The 15,123-nt window shown below is 71.5% G+C and carries 21 protein-coding genes; 16 read left to right on the top strand and 5 right to left on the bottom strand.

The annotated features are described in order from the left end of the window. Positions 1-531 (top strand): hypothetical protein (locus tag SOM11_RS06630; RefSeq protein ID WP_320477557.1); only part of this gene is annotated, 531 nt, incomplete at its 5' end. On the opposite strand, the gene SOM11_RS15075 is transcribed toward SOM11_RS06630, so the two are convergent. Together SOM11_RS15075 and SOM11_RS06625 are read right to left on the bottom strand one after the other, a co-directional pair. After that, on the bottom strand, positions 480-953 hold the full coding sequence (locus SOM11_RS15075) for an HIT family protein (protein WP_414655451.1): 474 nt from the start codon (positions 951-953) through the stop codon (positions 480-482). The genes SOM11_RS06630 and SOM11_RS15075 overlap by 52 nt on opposite strands. 5 nt (positions 954-958) lie before the next feature. After that, entirely contained in the window at positions 959-1,528 is a 570-nt protein-coding gene (locus SOM11_RS06625) for a recombinase family protein (protein ID WP_320477556.1), read from the bottom strand. 273 nt (positions 1,529-1,801) lie between these two features. On the opposite strand from SOM11_RS06625, the gene SOM11_RS06620 reads away from it, so the two are divergent. Continuing rightward, the gene (locus SOM11_RS06620) at positions 1,802-2,401 is read left to right on the top strand and encodes a hypothetical protein (RefSeq protein WP_320477555.1); all 600 of its coding nucleotides are present in this window, start codon (positions 1,802-1,804) and stop codon (positions 2,399-2,401) included. Positions 2,402-2,548: 147 nt separating this feature from the next. Beyond that, positions 2,549-3,472 carry a PhzF family phenazine biosynthesis protein gene (locus SOM11_RS06615; RefSeq protein ID WP_320477554.1) on the top strand — a complete coding sequence of 308 codons (924 nt, stop codon included), beginning with the start codon at positions 2,549-2,551 and terminating at the stop codon, positions 3,470-3,472. A gap of 33 nt (positions 3,473-3,505) precedes the next feature. Here the strand turns inward: SOM11_RS06615 and SOM11_RS06610 are convergent, their stop codons facing one another. Then, positions 3,506-4,111, bottom strand: a complete 606-nt coding sequence (locus SOM11_RS06610) for an acetyltransferase (RefSeq protein ID WP_320477553.1) — start codon at positions 4,109-4,111, stop codon at positions 3,506-3,508. A 116-nt stretch (positions 4,112-4,227) separates the two neighbouring features. On the opposite strand from SOM11_RS06610, the gene SOM11_RS06605 reads away from it, so the two are divergent. From SOM11_RS06605 to SOM11_RS06575, 7 genes are all read left to right on the top strand, one after another. Beyond that, positions 4,228-4,485 (top strand): hypothetical protein, encoded by a 258-nt coding sequence (locus tag SOM11_RS06605; RefSeq protein ID WP_320477552.1) that lies wholly within the window; start codon positions 4,228-4,230, stop codon positions 4,483-4,485. Then, the gene (locus SOM11_RS06600; RefSeq protein WP_320477551.1) at positions 4,482-5,060 is read left to right on the top strand and encodes an ElyC/SanA/YdcF family protein; all 579 of its coding nucleotides are present in this window, start codon (positions 4,482-4,484) and stop codon (positions 5,058-5,060) included. The genes SOM11_RS06605 and SOM11_RS06600 overlap by 4 nt, the downstream gene beginning before the upstream one ends. A 260-nt stretch (positions 5,061-5,320) precedes the next feature. Continuing rightward, positions 5,321-5,800: a nucleoside deaminase gene (locus tag SOM11_RS06595; RefSeq protein WP_192061395.1), complete on the top strand. Its 480-nt coding sequence runs from the start codon at positions 5,321-5,323 to the stop codon at positions 5,798-5,800. A 50-nt stretch (positions 5,801-5,850) separates the two neighbouring features. Further along, on the top strand, positions 5,851-6,099 hold the full coding sequence (locus SOM11_RS06590; RefSeq protein ID WP_320477550.1) for a hypothetical protein: 249 nt from the start codon (positions 5,851-5,853) through the stop codon (positions 6,097-6,099). Between the two features lie 106 nt (positions 6,100-6,205). After that, on the top strand, positions 6,206-6,808 hold the full coding sequence (locus tag SOM11_RS06585; protein WP_320477549.1) for a helix-turn-helix domain-containing protein: 603 nt from the start codon (positions 6,206-6,208) through the stop codon (positions 6,806-6,808). 85 nt (positions 6,809-6,893) lie between these two features. Beyond that, entirely contained in the window at positions 6,894-8,144 is a 1,251-nt protein-coding gene (locus SOM11_RS06580) for an MFS transporter (RefSeq protein ID WP_320477548.1), read from the top strand. Between the two features lie 27 nt (positions 8,145-8,171). After that, positions 8,172-8,933, top strand: coding sequence for a hypothetical protein (locus SOM11_RS06575; RefSeq protein WP_320477547.1), 762 nt, complete (start codon positions 8,172-8,174; stop codon positions 8,931-8,933). Positions 8,934-8,937: 4 nt separating this feature from the next. Here the strand turns inward: SOM11_RS06575 and SOM11_RS06570 are convergent, their stop codons facing one another. Then, the gene (locus SOM11_RS06570; RefSeq protein WP_320477546.1) at positions 8,938-10,302 is read right to left on the bottom strand and encodes a hemolysin family protein; all 1,365 of its coding nucleotides are present in this window, start codon (positions 10,300-10,302) and stop codon (positions 8,938-8,940) included. 193 nt (positions 10,303-10,495) lie between these two features. On the opposite strand from SOM11_RS06570, the gene SOM11_RS06565 reads away from it, so the two are divergent. From SOM11_RS06565 to SOM11_RS06540, 6 genes are all read left to right on the top strand, one after another. After that, positions 10,496-10,693, top strand: a complete 198-nt coding sequence (locus SOM11_RS06565; RefSeq protein ID WP_192061391.1) for a hypothetical protein — start codon at positions 10,496-10,498, stop codon at positions 10,691-10,693. 197 nt (positions 10,694-10,890) lie between these two features. Continuing rightward, positions 10,891-11,316 (top strand): hypothetical protein, encoded by a 426-nt coding sequence (locus SOM11_RS06560; protein ID WP_192061390.1) that lies wholly within the window; start codon positions 10,891-10,893, stop codon positions 11,314-11,316. A 130-nt stretch (positions 11,317-11,446) separates the two neighbouring features. Continuing rightward, positions 11,447-11,965, top strand: coding sequence for a hypothetical protein (locus SOM11_RS06555; RefSeq protein ID WP_320477545.1), 519 nt, complete (start codon positions 11,447-11,449; stop codon positions 11,963-11,965). 67 nt (positions 11,966-12,032) lie between these two features. Further along, entirely contained in the window at positions 12,033-12,263 is a 231-nt protein-coding gene (locus tag SOM11_RS06550) for a hypothetical protein (protein ID WP_320477544.1), read from the top strand. 79 nt (positions 12,264-12,342) lie between these two features. Next, positions 12,343-13,476 carry an NAD-dependent epimerase/dehydratase family protein gene (locus SOM11_RS06545; RefSeq protein ID WP_320477543.1) on the top strand — a complete coding sequence of 378 codons (1,134 nt, stop codon included), beginning with the start codon at positions 12,343-12,345 and terminating at the stop codon, positions 13,474-13,476. A gap of 300 nt (positions 13,477-13,776) precedes the next feature. Then, on the top strand, positions 13,777-14,151 hold the full coding sequence (locus SOM11_RS06540; RefSeq protein ID WP_192061386.1) for a hypothetical protein: 375 nt from the start codon (positions 13,777-13,779) through the stop codon (positions 14,149-14,151). A gap of 298 nt (positions 14,152-14,449) precedes the next feature. Here SOM11_RS06540 and SOM11_RS06535 read toward each other — a convergent pair whose 3' ends face one another. Next, entirely contained in the window at positions 14,450-15,094 is a 645-nt protein-coding gene (locus SOM11_RS06535) for a TetR/AcrR family transcriptional regulator (RefSeq protein WP_320477542.1), read from the bottom strand. Positions 15,095-15,123 lie beyond the last annotated feature (29 nt).

Below are 15,123 nucleotides of genomic sequence, written 5' to 3'. Positions count from 1 at the left end.
GCTTGCTCGGTTTTGATCAACGCGCCCAACTGCTCGGTTGAGACGTCTTGTTGGTTGGTGTTCCACGACAGGATTCGTAGCTGCCCCGCCGACGAGGATGTGCTGGGCACCGTTGTCGATGGTGCCGGCCTTCCCGCCGTCAAGACGATTCCGAGGCCAGCACTAACGACGAGGACAACTAGTCCTGCGGCCGTGGCGAGTCGGAGGCGGCCCCTGATCGCCGCGATGACCACCGCCATGGAAACGAGGGCCACCGCGAAGAACGCAAGCTGCGGGAATGCTGCCGCGACGAACACCAATGGTGCCGCAGACGCGGTCCGAGTCGCCAAGAACACCGCAGCCGTAGCTCCGGCAGCAGCCACCACCATCACCCACACCAAGACTCGCCGCACATCGCCCCCGTCGTCATCGACAGCTTCCCAGACGCCGCGCGTCAAGCAGAAGCGACACGTGCCCGCCGATCGATGGGATATCGGGCGCTACTCGAACATCTCCGCCAAGGCCGCGTGGGGGTCTCCGTCGAACTGGTGAGTAGAGGGCCGTGGTGGCCAATGGGTGGTCTCGTCGTCAGGCCAGCACGGGACGACATGGAAATGCAGGTGCGGAACACTCTGCCCAGCATCTTGGCCCGAGGCTTGGAGAAGGACGGTACCCGTGGCCCCGAGCCCGCCTCGCATCGCTCGCGCGACGCGCTGTACCAGGGCGATCGTCGCCCCCAGCGAGCTAGGCGATGCCGTGCGGAGGTCCGTGGCGTGTTCGACGGGTACGACCAGAGTGTGCCCGGGAGCGAGTGCCGAATCGGGCAGAGGCGCGAAGGCCACGGCGTCGTGTTCACGTTCTATCCACACGGCCGGAGACGAACCGTCGATGATGCGGCAGAACGGGCAGGGTTCCAACTGCTCAGCCTCGTGTGGCGCCGCGGCCACCTGAACTTGCACCTCTGGTGAACCCATGGCCATCACGCCTGCTCCCCTCGCTGGATCGCGCGATAGACCGTCGAACGGGCCACGCCGAAGAGCTCGGCGATCTCACTCGTCGTGTGGGCGCCGGTGCGGTGTAGCTCCACGAGGTGCTTCTCCTGCGAGGGCGTGAGTTTGGGCTTGCGACCGCGGAGCTTGCCGGCGGCCTTCGCGATCGCCATGCCCTCGCGGGTGCGGGCACGGATGAGGTCGGCTTCGAACTCGGCCACCATGCCGAGGACGTTGAAGAGGAGCCGGCCCACGGGGTCGGTGGGGTCGTGGACAGCTCCCCCAAGGTTCAAGGCGACGCCCTTCTTCGTGAGCTCGTCGGCGATGTCGGTCGCGTCACGCAGCGACCGAGCCAGACGGTCGAGCTTCGTCACTACGAGCACGTCACCGGCGCGGCACGCTGCGAGGGCCTCGCGGAGGCCGGGCCGGGCTCGCGTCGTGCCCGACAAACCGTGGTCCACATGCACGTGTTGATCGTCAACACCAAGCGCTTTGAGACCGTCGCGTTGTGCGGCGAGATCTTGTCCCGAGGTCGAGACGCGGGCGTATCCGATGAGCATCCGAAAACTGTAGCGTTTAGACCCCCATCACCGGGCATTTTTGCGGGACAGGCATACGCGAATCCGCAGGCCAGACGCCCCTTGACCTCGGCCGGCCGAAGCAGGCCCGCCGAGGTGTCCCGGTGAACGACCGCCTATCGAACGCACTAAGCCCTAGCGGGCATTGCGCCCCTGCGTCAGGATGAGCCAGACCGCTCGAGCGACACCCGGTCGACGCCTCGCCGGTGGTGACGCTTCCCCGTACCGCCCCTTGATCGAACGAATGGGGACGACATGACCGACCACCAGGACGACGAGGACCTCGACGGAGCCATCGAGCCCTACAGCGACGAAGCTGACGATTTTCTTCGTGCCCGCGGGTGGCTGTCGCGACGCTCAGACACCGATCGAGGTGCCCCTGACGACGTCTGGGAGTGGCCGCCGACGCAGCAGGACCCATGGCGCGCTGCGACCTGGGTCCAGTTCACGGGCGAGGTGTTCCAGATACACCGCGCAGAGCATAAGGGCTTCTTCTCGATGAGTGGGTTCCAGCAGGACGTGCAGACATTCGAGGAGCTGGCGGCCGAGATCCCCCTGGTGGAGGTCTGGCCACTCACTCTCGAAAAGGCTTCGGCGGAGATGACTAAGCACCGCCATGCGCAGGAATGGGCGAAGGAGAACAACACCCACACGAGGGGTTTCGCCATCCCAGAGCCCTACGCGTCTCGTATGAACGACGCCACCAGTGCGGCTCGTGCAGGCGCGATCACGCGCGAGGAAGCCGAGCGCAGGACGAGTAGAGCCCTTGAGGAGGCATGGGTCGCATACTGCTGCGTCTTCTACGCCGGCACTGAGGATGGTGTGCGCGACATGAAGCGATTTGCGGCACGGTGATGAATCGCGTTCTCACTGAAGCCCGAATGCCTTAGTCGTCGAGTTGTGCACGGGCTTCGCACGAATGTCACTCGGGCCCGGTGCTGGCGTCGTCTCGTCGACGGCCTGGTCGGATCTCGGCGTCGCAGACTGCGGCAGAGTGGCGTCATGACCGATCCGCACGCCGTCGAGATCCTCCGACTCAGCGCGTTCGCCGCGGAGCCCGACGGCGGCAACCCCGCGGGTGTCGTGCTCGACGCCTCGCAGCTGACCGACGTCGAGATGCAGCGCATCGCGGCCGACGTCGGGTACGCCGAGACGGCCTTCGTCGTCGACCCGGGCGCAGCCTCCGACGATCGCACCGTGAGCGTCCGCTACTTCTCGCCCGGCGCCGAGGTGCCGTTCTGCGGTCACGCCACCGTCGCGACCGCGGTGGCCCTCGCCGAACGCCGCGGAGTCGGCCCCTTCGCCCTCGACACCCCCGTCGGCCGCGTCGTGATCGACACGGCGCGACCCGAAGGAGGCGCGGGTCGCGTCGGCGACGGCACCACCGGTTCCGCGCCCCTCCCGATCACGGCGTCGTTCACGAGCGTCGAGCCCGCCCTCCGCGACCTCGACCCGATCGTGGCCGACCGGCTGCTGGCGCTGCTCGGGCTGGAGCGCTCCGACCTCGACGACCGCTGGCCCCTCCGCGAGTCGTACGCCGGCAACTGGCACCCCGTGGTGGCCGTGCGAGAGCAGGCCGTCTTCGACGCGTTCCGCTTCGACCCCGCCGAGATGAGATGGCTCATGGACGAACGGGGCTGGGCCGGCACCGTCACCGTCGTCCACCGCCGGGAGGCCGACGCGACAGGTGATCTCGTCGTCGAGACGCGCAATCTCTTCCCCGTCGGCGACATCACCGAAGACCCGGCGACCGGCTCGGCGGCCGCGTCTCTCGGGGCGTATCTGCGGGCGCTCGACCTGGTCGCGCCTCCTGCCCGGGTCGTCGTGCACCAGGGTCGGCATGTGGGGCGACCGAGCCTGCTGGTCGTCGACGTGCCTCCGGCGGGCGGCATCACGGTGACGGGCACCGCGGCGCACATCGTGTGATGCCGGCGTGGGCCGCGTCTGCCGCGTGACCGCTCAGTCGGCGGCGCGCTCGAGCGTGACCCACTCCTCGTCGCGGACGTAGCCGAGCACGGTGTTCGCGCGGATGATCCCCGCGTTGTCGGCCGAGCCGCCGGTGCGGAAGCGCGTGACACCCTCCGCCGACAGGGCCAGCACGGAGGCCGCCTTGACCGCGACGGCCAGCCCGCGCCTCCTCCAGGCTCGATGGACGACCGTGAAGTCCGTCTCGGCCGTGCTGCCGTCGCCGTCGGTCTCGACGTCGACGAAGGTCATGGCGACGAGCTCGCCGTCCGGGCCGAACGCACCGAAACCGCGCCGCGCGGGGGTCGGCGTCGCTCCCTCCCGATCGAGCAGGGCGTGCCGCGTCGCGACGCTGCCCGGGTAGTCACCGCCGGTCGCCGAGTCGAGCGCCAGCACCGCGTCGACGTCGCGGTCGTCGAGCGGGCGGACCGAGACGCCGACGGCGACCTGTTCGACCAGACGCCGCAGATGCCGCAGACGCGACTCGTCGATGCGATCGGCGTCGAGCCGAGCACCGAACGACCGGGCCGCCACCGACCAGCCCTGCGCCTCGAGCTCGGCCCGCTGCGGAGAATCGGCACGCATCACCTTCGTCGCCATCACATCCCCGATCCTCTCGCCCGCCACCGCCCCGTGCAACCCGGCCCGCTGCCTCGATCCGCTCCATCCGTCGCCCGAAGGAGGCGCGGGGCCGGTCGGCGAAGTAGCGTCGACTCATGGACGAGCCCGAGGAGCGCCCCGTGTCCGACCCCGAGAGCGGCCCGCCCGCCGACGACGGCGAGGACGAGTCGGACTCGAACGACGTCGCCCTCGCGATCGTGTTCGGCACCGTGGGTCTGACTCTCGTCCTGACGCTCGACACCCCCTGGGCGGGGCTGCCCATGGTGGTGCTCGGTCTCTTCTTCGGCTACAGGGCGGTCCGCCGCGCTCTGCGGCCGTCCGACGAGCCCGGCACGACGGCGCCACGCGAATGAGGTGGGCCGTCGCGGCGGCCGGGGTGCTCCTCGTCGGCACGCTGGGCTGGTCGGAGTGGGTGCACGCGCGGTCGAGCGGGAGGCGGCTCGGCGACGTCGCACCACGCGGTGGTCGGGAGGCGATCATCGTCCTCGGTTACCGGAACCGCGGCCGGCGCGCCAACTACATCAACCGGTACCGACTGCGCGCCGCGCTCCGATCGATCGACGTCGATCGCGACGAGTCCGTCATCGTGCTCTGCGGCGGGGCCGTCGGGGGCGCGGTCGCCGAGGCGGACCTCCTGCTCCGTCACCTCCGCGACATGCTCGGCTACGACGGCCCCGTGCTGCTCGACCGGACGAGCACGACGACGTGGCAGAACATCGAGCACGCGATCCCGCTCGTCGAGGAGTTCGACGTCGTCAAGATCGCCTCGAACTCCCTGCACGCCGAGAAGGCGCGCGCGCATCTCTGGAAGCAGCGACCCGACCTCGCCCGGAGGCTCGTTCGAGCTCGCGAGCACCGCCTCGGCGAGGTCCCGCTGCTGAAGCCCTACGGGGCCGTCCGCGGCCTGTGGAGCCTGCGGTCCCTCTGACGCGACCCGCGCCTCCTGCAGCTCGCCGCACCTCCTGCCTCGCGCCGCACCTCCTGCCTCGCGCCGCGCCTCCTGCCTCCTGCCGCACCTCCTGCCTCGCGCCGCGCCTCCTGCCTCCCGCCTCCCCGAGAACCGCGTTCGCGAAGATGAACTGCGATAGAACGCGGTTCATCTTCGCGAACGCGGTTCATCGCCGGGCGGAGGGCCGAACCCCGGGCAGTCTGAGCGCCACCGCGTCGACCGGGAGCACTCTCGATGTCATGACCGATCGAGACGACACCTTCACCGCCCTCAGCGTGCAGCGCGCCCGCGAGAACGTCGCGGAGGGCGGCAAGCCGTTCGCCTGCCTGCTGGTGCGCGACGGCGAGGTCGTCGTCGAGGCGACCAACCACGTGGCGCAGACCGGCGATCCGACGGCGCACGCCGAGATCCGGGCGATCCGTCTCGCGGCCGAGCAGGGGCTCACCGACCTGCGCGGCGTCGACGCCTACGTCACGGCCTACCCGTGCCCGATGTGCCTCGGGGCGCTGTACTACGCGCAGCCCGACCGCGTGATCTACGCGGTGAGCCGGGAGGAGGAGGGCGAGCACTACGAGGACGGCAACCGCCTGATGACCCTCGACACGTTCTACGACGAGTACGCGAAGCCCCTCGACGAGCGGACGCTCCGCACCGAGAAGGGCCGCGCCGACGACGCCGTCGCCCCCTTCGTCGAGTGGACCGCACGACACCCGTCGTGATGCGTCACGACGGCACGGACCCGGGGGACGGCATGGATCCGGGGGGCGTCGTGGACCCATCGACCGACGACGGACTGACCGACGCCCGGGCGCTCTTCCGGTCGCCCGACGGATCCGAGCCCGAGACCGTGGCCCGGGGCGACACGGTGTCGCGAGACACGCTCGCCGGGGCCGCCGCGCTCGGACTCGGGTCGGCCGTCCTGGCGACCCTCGGCGCGGTCGTCGTCGTCGCGGTCGCGGTGGGGCTGCCCGTCCTCGCGATCGCACTCAGCGCGGCGGCGGCCTCCCTCCTGCTCTGACCCGAGGAGGCGCGGGTCGACACCGATCCCGCCACCGGCAATGCTCTTCGAGAGTGATGCACAAGAGTTCTTGCGCAACACCCCTTGTGGGTTCTATCGTCGTCGCATGACCCCTCGCGAGACTCCTCGGTCGACGCTCACCTCGGCCGCCTCGATGCGCGTGATGGCGCATCCGACGCGGCTGCGCCTCCTCGGCCTCCTCCGCGAGCGCGGCCCGCAGACCGCCGCCCTCCTCGGCGACCTCGTCGACGAGGCGCCGGGCACGATCAGCTACCACCTCGGCAAGCTGGCGTCGATCGATCTCATCGAGCCCGCGGCGGCCCCGAGCACGGATCAGCGCGAGCGCTGGTGGCAGGCGACCACGATGCTGACCTCGTGGGAGCCCGCCGAGCTGCTCGACGACCCCGCCGCCCTCGCCGCCTCGTCGGCCCTGCAGAAGTCGATCGCGCACGCCTACGCGAACCGCTACACGGATTACATCGATGCGGCACCGGGCCTGCCCCGCGAGTGGGTCGCGGCCGCGGCGAGCGGTGATCGCAGCCTGCGACTCACCGTCGATGAGCTGGCCACCCTGCGGGGCGAGCTCGAGGCTCTCGTCGAGCGCTGGGTCGCGGCGAGCGCGACCCGCGACCCCGACGACGACGGCGACGGCGGCGGCGGCGGCGCGGAGTCGGTCGTGCTCGTCTACCAGGCCTACCGGCGGCCCTGAGGTGTCGCGCGCATCGGGGCGCGAGGAGGCGCCCGAGAAGGCCCCGACGACGCGCGGCCCACGAGACCGCCGGGCGATCGGCGCCTTGACCGCCCTGCTGAGCGCTCACGCGGTGTCGCAGACCGGCAACGTGATCACGGCCTTCGCGGTCCCCTTCTACGTGCTCGGCCTCGGCGGTTCAGGCGTCGAGGTCGGCATCGCAGCGTTCTTCGCCACGGCGCCGGTGGTCGTCGGCGGAGCACTCGGCGGGGTGGTCGTCGATCGGGTCGGCCACCGCAGGGCGGCGATCGTGGCCGACCTCGTCAGCGGCGCCGCAGTCCTCGCGATGCCCGTCCTCGCCCTCACCGTCGGCCTCCCGTTCTGGGCGCTCCTCCTCCTCGTCTTCGCCGGGGGTCTGCTCGACACCCCCGGCCAGACGGCCCGCCGGGTGATGCTGCCCCGCCTGACCGACCGCGCCGGCGTCCGACTCGAGCAGAGCGTGGGTCTGCTCGACGGCTCCGAGCGCTTCGCGAAGCTGATCGGCGCTTCCGTCGCCGGGCTGCTCGTCGCCACGGTCGGGCCGATCTCCGCCCTGTTCGTCACGGCGGCGACGTTCGCCCTCTCGGCCGGGCTCACCGGCGCCTTCGTCCCCGCGACGCCATCGGCGACCGCCCTGCGAGACGGTGACGACTCGACCCGCGCCTCCTACTGGTCCGATCTCGCCGATGGGTTCCGCTTCGTGATGCGAGACCGGCTCATGCGCCTGATCGTCGGGCTCGTGCTGTTCACGAACCTGCTGGACGCCGCGCGAGGGTCGTCGCTGCTGCCCCTCTACGCGAACGACCGCCTCGGAGGCGCGGCCTCGTTGGGCCTGCTCGTCGCCGTCATGGGCGGCTGCGCCCTGATCGGCAACGTGGGCTTCGGGTTCGTCGCCCACCGCATGCCACGTCGCGTCACCCTCGCGATCTGCTTCACCCTCGCCGGCGGGCCGCCCAGCACGGCCTTCGCCCTCGGCGCACCGCTGCCGGTCCTCGTGGCGGCGACGGCCATCGCCGGCCTCGCAGCCGGATCGATCAATCCCATCCTCGGCGCCGTCCAGCTCGAACGGGTGCCCGAGCACCTGCGGGGTCGTGTCTTCGGCCTCATCAACGCGGGGGCATGGGCCGGCGTGCCGTTCGGCGCCCTGCTCGGCGGGGTCGCCGCCGACACTGTCGGACTCGCCGTGGCCTTCGGCGTGATCGCCGTCGCGTACACGCTCGCCACTCTGACCCCCCTGCTCGGCGGGTCCTGGCGACAGATGGAACGCGGCCGCGTGGACAGCGGACTCTCGGGCGGGCGCGAGAACCGTTCCGCCTGACGCCTGGAGACGCGGCAGTATGTCCGCATGAGCAGTGGATCCTTCGTCGACGGCTGGCGGATAGTGAGGTCGCGACGCTCGGAGTTCGTCGACGCGGCGCGGACACGTCGTCGGGCCTTCGTCTCCGGTCTCGTCGCCGTCGTCGTCGGTGCGATCCTGACCGTCTCGGACCTCATCTGGAGCGTGGTCGATGTGACGCCGATGCGTGACGTCCTCGTCACGTTCCTGCTGGCCGGAGCCGCCGGATGCGTCGTCGGGTCGTTCTGGAAGATCGCCCGATCCACGACCGCATCGACCGCATCGACCGCATCGACAGCATCGACCGCATCGACCGCATCGACCGCATCGGCGACCGGGGCCCGCATGGACTGGAGGCGGAGCGAGCGCATCGAACGACAGTTCTCGGCGCACCCGCCGGAGATCCTCCCCGAGGATCGCGACGAGGTGATCTCCCGAGCACGACTCACTCTGGGCCCGGCCGTCGTCACAGCAGAGCGGACCATCCTCGTTCCGATCGCCTGGATCGCCGCCTGGGCGGGCCTGCTCGTCGCCGGTGCCACATGGGATGAGGAGGTCATGCTCGTGATCGGCCTGCCGGTGTTCGGACTCCTCCAGAGCGTGCCGTTCATCGCAGCCGTGGTCGGAGCAGGACGCGCAGACGCCGCCCACCGACGCGCGCTCGCACTCCCGCCCGCGCCCCCCGAAGTCGCATCGCCCGGACCGACGGCCCTGCGACTGTCCCGAGACGCGGCCCGACCGGGCTCGCAGCTGTCCCTGCCCGACGACTGAGCGGTCAGACGGCCGGGTCGCCGTCGGGCAGGGTCGTGCTGGCGCGACCGGGGCGAGCGGCCGCATCGGCGTCACCGTCGACGTCGCCCTCGATCTCGTCGGGGATGACCAGCAGCTCGGAGATGCGTCGGCGGTCCATCACCGTCACCTGCAGGCGCGCGCCGTCGATCTCGACGACATCGCCCACCCGGGCCAGACGACCCAGGCTCTCGATGACGAACCCGGCGACCGTGTCGGAGGCGCTGTCGGGCAGGTGGATGCCCGTGGCCTCCTCGAAGTCCTGGAAGTTCAGCCGACCGTCGACCGTGCCGCCGCCGGCGTCGAGGTCCTCCGCCGCCGACTCGGTGTCGTACTCGTCGAAGATCTCGCCGACGACCTCCTCGACCAGGTCCTCCAGCGTGACGATGCCGTCGGTTCCGCCGTACTCGTCGATGATGACGGCGATGTGGTGACCGCCCGCCCGCATCGAGGTCAGGGTGGGCAGCACGCGCGCCGTGGCCGGCAGATACGAGATGTCGCGCACGATGTCGCGCACGGGCGTGCTCGGGTCCTTCGTGATCGCCTCGAAGAGGTCGCGCACGTGCACGAACCCGATGATGTCGTCGATGGACCGGTCGATGACGGGGTACCGCGAGTACGGACGGTCGTGCACCTCGGTGGCGGCGTCGCTGACCGTGCCCGTGCCGTCGACGGCCGTGACCTCGGGGCGCGGGCGCATGACCTGGCTGAGCTGACGGTGACGCAGCGAGAGCACGTCGTCGAGGATCCGCCGCTCGTCGTCGGGCAGACCCTCGTGGCTCGAGACGATGTCGCGGAGCTCCTCCTCCGTCATCTCCTCGCCCGTCTTGTGCGGATCGCCGCCCAGCATCCGCACGACGAGGTTGGTCGAGATCGACAGCAGCCAGATCACCGGGCGCATGAGCACCGCGAAGACCGCGAGCACGGGGGCGACGGCGTACGCGAACGACGCGTTGCGCTGGATGGCCAGACGCTTCGGGGCCAGCTCGCCGAGCACGAGAGAGAGGTAGGCGATGATCAGCGTGAGGCCGATGGTGGCCACGGTGGCGGCGGCTTGCTCGCCGAGCCCCCACGAGACCAGGACGGGCGTGACCGAGGGTGCGATCGACGACGCGCCGTAGGCGGCCGATGCGAAGCCGGCGACCGTGACGCCGATCTGCACGGCGGCGAGGAACATGTTCGGATCGCGGGCCAGGCCCGCGACCTTCTCGCCGCGCTTGCCACGGGCGGCGATGGCGTTGACCTGGCTCTCGCGCAGCGTGACCAGGGCCATCTCGGTGGCCGCGAACACACCTCCGACGAGGACGAAGACGACGACCAGGACGATGTTGAGGACGAGGTCGCCGTTCATCGGGTCGTGATGACGATCGACCGGGTGGTGCCCGGGGTCTTCCGGGCGCCCGGACTATGGCAGTCGGAAGACGAGGACGATGAGTCTGCTGTGCGCTTCATGGGAGGAGAGTACCGGCTGGAGGCTGCGAAACACCGGCCGCGGGATGCGGACTCCTGCGCGCCTCCTGAGGGCCACGGCGTAGCGTCGAGCCATGACCGAGAAGAAGCAGACCGAGCCCGTCATGGACGGCGCCACCGAAGCGACCAACGACGAGAAGCTCAGCGGGCTGATCGAGCAGGTCGAGCAGGACCACGGGCACGAGGGCGCCGGCGCCATGGCCGACCACCTCCGCGATCGCATGGACGAGACGAAGACCGAACCCGAGAACGCCGGCGACACCGAAGACTGACCCCCGAGTTGGGGAGGCGCGCGCACCCTCCGCGCGCACCCGGGCGTTCGCGAACTGGCTAGGGTGCGGACAGGGGGTTCTACCGACGTCTGGTCGAGGGGCTCCCTGAGCCGGATGGTCCGGCGCTGACTGGGCCTGAGATCACACGGGCCGGTCGGCTGAGACGTCGCCGGAGACGGCGCGATCAGGGGGAAGACATGGCCGTTCAGGCATCGACACGCAATCGGATCATCGGGGCGGCGGTGGCCATCGTCGTCGCCGTGATCGTCTCGTTCGGAGTGCGCATGGCGTTCCAGGCGTTCTCCGGCGACTCCAAGGAGGACGTCATCGCCGAGAGCGTGGAAGAGGCGAAGGGGCAGTACGACCTGCCGCAGCAGATCGACCAGGTCACGGTGCTCGACGACATCACCGCCGAGTCCGACGCGATCCACTACCACTACACGCTGGCCGGCGAGGGAGTCGAGAACGTCACGGAGGACCTCCTCTCGGAGTCCGTGCTCCCCCAGCTGTGCGGCACCGAGGCCACCCGCGACATCCTCGACCGCGACATCGGCATGAAGTACACCTACGAGGTCGAGGGCGGCGACGAGCTCGCACTCGCCTTCACCAAGGCCGACTGCTGAGCGGACGCCCCCGCGGCTGACGCCCGCCGGTGACTCGAACCCACCGGCCACTCGAACCCGCCGACTCCCGCCACGGGGGCTCGGCGGGTTCGTGCTTCCCGGGCGGGCGTCGACCTGGCAGAGTGAGGCGATGACCGATCGTGCCCGCGACGACAGCAGCTCCGCGACCATCGACCTCGACGGCGTCGACGACCTCTTCGGCCGAGCCGAGCGCCGCGACCGGGTGGTGCAGCTGGGCGTCGTGCTCGGGTGCGTCGGTCTCTGCTTCGTGAGGCCCGCCTCCTCGGGGCCCGCCCTCCGCGTCGCGTACCACGCGGCCCTCGCCGGGCTGGCGGGCGCGAGCATGGCCAGCGGCCTGACCCGCGAGCCGTTCTCCGACCCGAAGATCGCCGCCGGAGGCGCGGCGGGGGCAGCAGGGGTCGTCCTGGCCCTCGCACGCACCACCGAGGCGCTCGACGAACGCCTGCACGTCTCGCTCGTGCGAGCGGGCATCGACCGGCCGCGCTGGATCATCGCCGCGATGGGCATCGCCGTCGGGGCGGGCTCGCTCGCACTCGACCGTCTCGCCACCGCCCGGCGCCACACCCTGGTCGAGGCCGAGGCCGCCGCGGTGACCGCCCCCGCCCACAGCGCATCGACCCCCGGCTGACCCGCGCCGTCGACAGCTCCCCCGCGCAGGCGAGGTGCGCAGTCGGCGAGGCTCGTAGGCTCGACGCATGATGAACTCGATCGGCACGTACTCCATCGTCGTCCTGCTCACCTACGTCGTCGTCCTCGGGTTCGCCGTCGTCCTCGGGGTCCTGCTCGTGCGCACGCTGCTCTGGGTGATCCGCGCCCTGCAGTCGTCCGTGCGCGAACGTGAGCTGCGCATGGATCTGCTCCTCGCCACCGGGGACGACCCGGCCGACCCCGCCGACCCGGCGAAGCCCGCCGACCCCGCGAAGTGAAGCGGACGCCGCATCGTCGCGCGGTGCGCTCGGAGCGAACCCCGCGCCTCCTGACGACCCCGGCTGACACTCTCGGGGCATGAGGATCCTCGTGCTCGGCGGCACCGCGTGGCTCGGCCGCCACATCGCGTCGACCGCGATCGGCGCCGGTCACGAGGTGACGTGCCTGGCCCGCGGCACGGACGTGCCCGACGGCGCGACGCTCGTCCGTGCCGACCGCGACCGTGACGACGCCCTCGTCGGTGCCGCCCTCATCGGGGCCGCCGGGGACGTCGGGGCCGCCGGGGCCGCCGCTCGCTGGGACGCCGTCATCGACGTCGCCCGCGAGCCCGGTCATGTGCGCCGAGCGGTCCGCGCCCTCGAGCCGGTCGCCGACCGGTACCTCTTCGTGTCGACGACCAGCGTCTACGCTTCGGACGCCGAACTCGGCGCCGACGAGACGGCCGAGCGCGTCGAGCCGCTCGCCGCCGACCTGATGGACGGCCCCGACGACTACGGCCCCGCGAAGGCCGCCTGCGAAGACGCCGTCCTCGCCGCCTTCGGCCCCGACCGGTCGCTGATCGTGCGCCCGGGTCTGATCGGCGGCCCCGGCGACCCGACCGGCCGCACCGACCACTGGGTCTGGCGGTTCGCGCACCCGGCCCGCGCCTCCACGGCACCCGGGGCCCCCGCCGAGCCCGGCCAGCCCGGCCAGCCCGGCGAGCGCAACGGCCCCGGCGAGCGCGGCGGCCCCGGCGAGCCCGGCATCGTGCTCGCGCCGGAGGCACCCGACCTCCCCACGGCGGTGCTCGACGTGCGCGATCTCGCCGACTGGCTCGTGCGCTGCGTCGAGCAGGGCGCGAACGGGGTGGCGAACGCGCTGGGCGAGGTCGTCTCGTTCGACGAGCATCTCGAGGCCGCGCGCCGGGCCGCGGAGAGCGATGCGTCGATCGTGCGGGCTCCGGCCGAGTGGCTGCTGGCTCGGGGCGTGGGCCAGTGGGCGGGGCCGCGGTCGATGCCGCTCTGGATCGCCGACCGCGCCTGGCACGGCATGAACGCACGGTCGACCGTCCGGGCGCGGTCTCTGGGGCTGGAGCCGCGCCTCCTCGTCGAGACCCTGCGCGACGCCCTCGAGTGGAGGTCTCGACAGACCGACCCCGACACACGGCCGAGCGGACTGTCGAGCGTCGACCACGCGACCCTGCTCGGCGAGCTCGGCGCCCGCGCGACCTGACCCGCGCCTCCCCCGCCCCGCCGCGGCTCCACGTCGGTCAGAAAACGCCCCTCCGCGCGCCACGAAGGGCCACTTCCGCCCACCCTGCGCGCCACCCCCAGCCCCCACGGCCCACGTTGGTCAAAAGCTGCCCCTCCGCGCCCCACGAAGGGCCACTTCCGCCCACCCTGCAGGCCACCCCCGGCCTCGCCCGACGAAGTCGCCCGGCCAGCACGCCACCGGCTGAGCACGACACCCCAGTACTGGTGGGCTTCCGTTCACATCGCCGAATCGAGCCGTCGACGGCGGTAGATTCGCGCCATGGACGACATCGATCGCGAGGAGCTGGCACGGGCCGAAGCCGAGGTCGCCGCGCTCCCGTCGCGTGAGCCGATCGTCGCCAGCCCGGCCTCGCTCGAGGGGACGGCGCGGGGTCGACTCCTCTCGATCGCCGCCCTCGTGCTCTGCCTCGTGACCGCCGTATCCGAGACCGCCTGGCTCGGTTGGGACAGCCCGGTCGCGCACGTCGCCTGGCTGGCGCTCGGGGTGCTGCTGCCTGCGAGCATCGTGCTCGCGATCCTGGCCGGATCGCTCGCCGGGCGCTTCGGCAGGACACTCGGCATCATCGGCGGCGTCTGCCTCGTCCCGCCCGTCTCGTTCATCGTCGCAGCGCCCCTGACGGTCGTCCTCGGCTGAGCCGCTGCGCCCCGGGCAGGGTTTGACCTCACCCGCCGACGTCGGTCAGGAGATGCCCCTCCGCGCCCCACGAAGGGCCGCTTCCGCCCACCCTGCACGACACCCCCGGCCCCCACGGCCCACGTTGGTCAGAAGACGCCCCTCGGCACGCGACGAAGGGCCGCTTCCGCCCACCGTGCACGACGCCCCCGACCCCCACGGCCCACGTCGGCCAGAAGACGCCCCTCCGCGCCCCACGAAGGGCCGCTTCCGCCCACCCCGCACCGCGGGCGCCCCGGCCCCAGGGCGCGCGCAGCGCTCAGACCCGCGCCGCGAGCACGTCGGCCGCCGCCGCCCGCGCCACAGCGAACGGCGAAGCGAACGTCCGCATGCCGAGGGTGACGAGTCCGCCCTCGTGCAGCAGCATGAGCAGCCGCGCCGTGCCGTCGGGGTCGTCGACCCCCGCCTCGCGGCACAGGGCGACGAACAGCTCGAGCATCCACGCCTTCTGCCGCACCACCTCGGGCAGGGCGAGCTCGATGTCGCTCTCGCCGCCCCCGACCCCCATCTCGGCCCGGGCGTTGATCGCGCTGCAGCCCTTGCGGTCGTTGTCGGGCACCCACAGGATCGTGGCGTCGAAGACGGCCAGCACCCGGTCGACGCCGGGCTCGGGCACGAGGGCGAGCTGCGCGGCGATGTGCTCGCGCCATCTGTCGTCGCGATGCCGCAGGTACGAGACGACCAGCGCCTCCTTCGATCCGAAGCGGTCGTACAGGGTCTTCTTCGTGACGCCGGCCTCGGCGGCGATCGTGTCGACGCCGACCGCGTGGATGCCGCGTTCGTAGAAGAGGCGGGAGGCGGCGTCCAGCACGCGGCGGGCTCCGGGCGTCAACTCGGGCAGCGGGGGCAGCCCGGCGAGCGGGTCGGCGAGCAGGAGGCGCGAGGTCGTTCCGGATCCGGTCACCCACTCAGTCTACCGATCTGTATAGTCGA

Source organism: Frigoribacterium sp. CFBP9029 (genome assembly GCF_034045305.1).
In the GTDB taxonomy this organism is placed as follows: Bacteria; Actinomycetota; Actinomycetes; order Actinomycetales; family Microbacteriaceae; genus Frigoribacterium.
Note: the sequence above shows the minus strand (reverse complement) of the source record. Positions and strands in the feature narration are given on the sequence as shown.

Bases quoted from the DNA above. Each gene is read 5' to 3' on its own strand.
- SOM11_RS15075 (WP_414655451.1), bottom strand. From the start codon at position 953: ATGGGTTCACCAGAGGTGCAAGTTCAGGTGGCCGCGGCGCCACACGAG.
- SOM11_RS06625 (WP_320477556.1), bottom strand. From the start codon at position 1,528: ATGCTCATCGGATACGCCCGCGTCTCGACCTCGGGACAAGATCTCGCC.
- SOM11_RS06620 (WP_320477555.1), top strand. From the start codon at position 1,802: ATGACCGACCACCAGGACGACGAGGACCTCGACGGAGCCATCGAGCCC.
- SOM11_RS06615 (WP_320477554.1), top strand. From the start codon at position 2,549: ATGACCGATCCGCACGCCGTCGAGATCCTCCGACTCAGCGCGTTCGCC.
- SOM11_RS06610 (WP_320477553.1), bottom strand. From the start codon at position 4,111: ATGGCGACGAAGGTGATGCGTGCCGATTCTCCGCAGCGGGCCGAGCTC.
- SOM11_RS06605 (WP_320477552.1), top strand. From the start codon at position 4,228: ATGGACGAGCCCGAGGAGCGCCCCGTGTCCGACCCCGAGAGCGGCCCG.
- SOM11_RS06600 (WP_320477551.1), top strand. From the start codon at position 4,482: ATGAGGTGGGCCGTCGCGGCGGCCGGGGTGCTCCTCGTCGGCACGCTG.
- SOM11_RS06595 (WP_192061395.1), top strand. From the start codon at position 5,321: ATGACCGATCGAGACGACACCTTCACCGCCCTCAGCGTGCAGCGCGCC.
- SOM11_RS06585 (WP_320477549.1), top strand. From the start codon at position 6,206: ATGACCCCTCGCGAGACTCCTCGGTCGACGCTCACCTCGGCCGCCTCG.
- SOM11_RS06575 (WP_320477547.1), top strand. From the start codon at position 8,172: ATGAGCAGTGGATCCTTCGTCGACGGCTGGCGGATAGTGAGGTCGCGA.
- SOM11_RS06570 (WP_320477546.1), bottom strand. From the start codon at position 10,302: ATGAACGGCGACCTCGTCCTCAACATCGTCCTGGTCGTCGTCTTCGTC.
- SOM11_RS06565 (WP_192061391.1), top strand. From the start codon at position 10,496: ATGACCGAGAAGAAGCAGACCGAGCCCGTCATGGACGGCGCCACCGAA.
- SOM11_RS06560 (WP_192061390.1), top strand. From the start codon at position 10,891: ATGGCCGTTCAGGCATCGACACGCAATCGGATCATCGGGGCGGCGGTG.
- SOM11_RS06555 (WP_320477545.1), top strand. From the start codon at position 11,447: ATGACCGATCGTGCCCGCGACGACAGCAGCTCCGCGACCATCGACCTC.
- SOM11_RS06550 (WP_320477544.1), top strand. From the start codon at position 12,033: ATGATGAACTCGATCGGCACGTACTCCATCGTCGTCCTGCTCACCTAC.
- SOM11_RS06545 (WP_320477543.1), top strand. From the start codon at position 12,343: ATGAGGATCCTCGTGCTCGGCGGCACCGCGTGGCTCGGCCGCCACATC.
- SOM11_RS06540 (WP_192061386.1), top strand. From the start codon at position 13,777: ATGGACGACATCGATCGCGAGGAGCTGGCACGGGCCGAAGCCGAGGTC.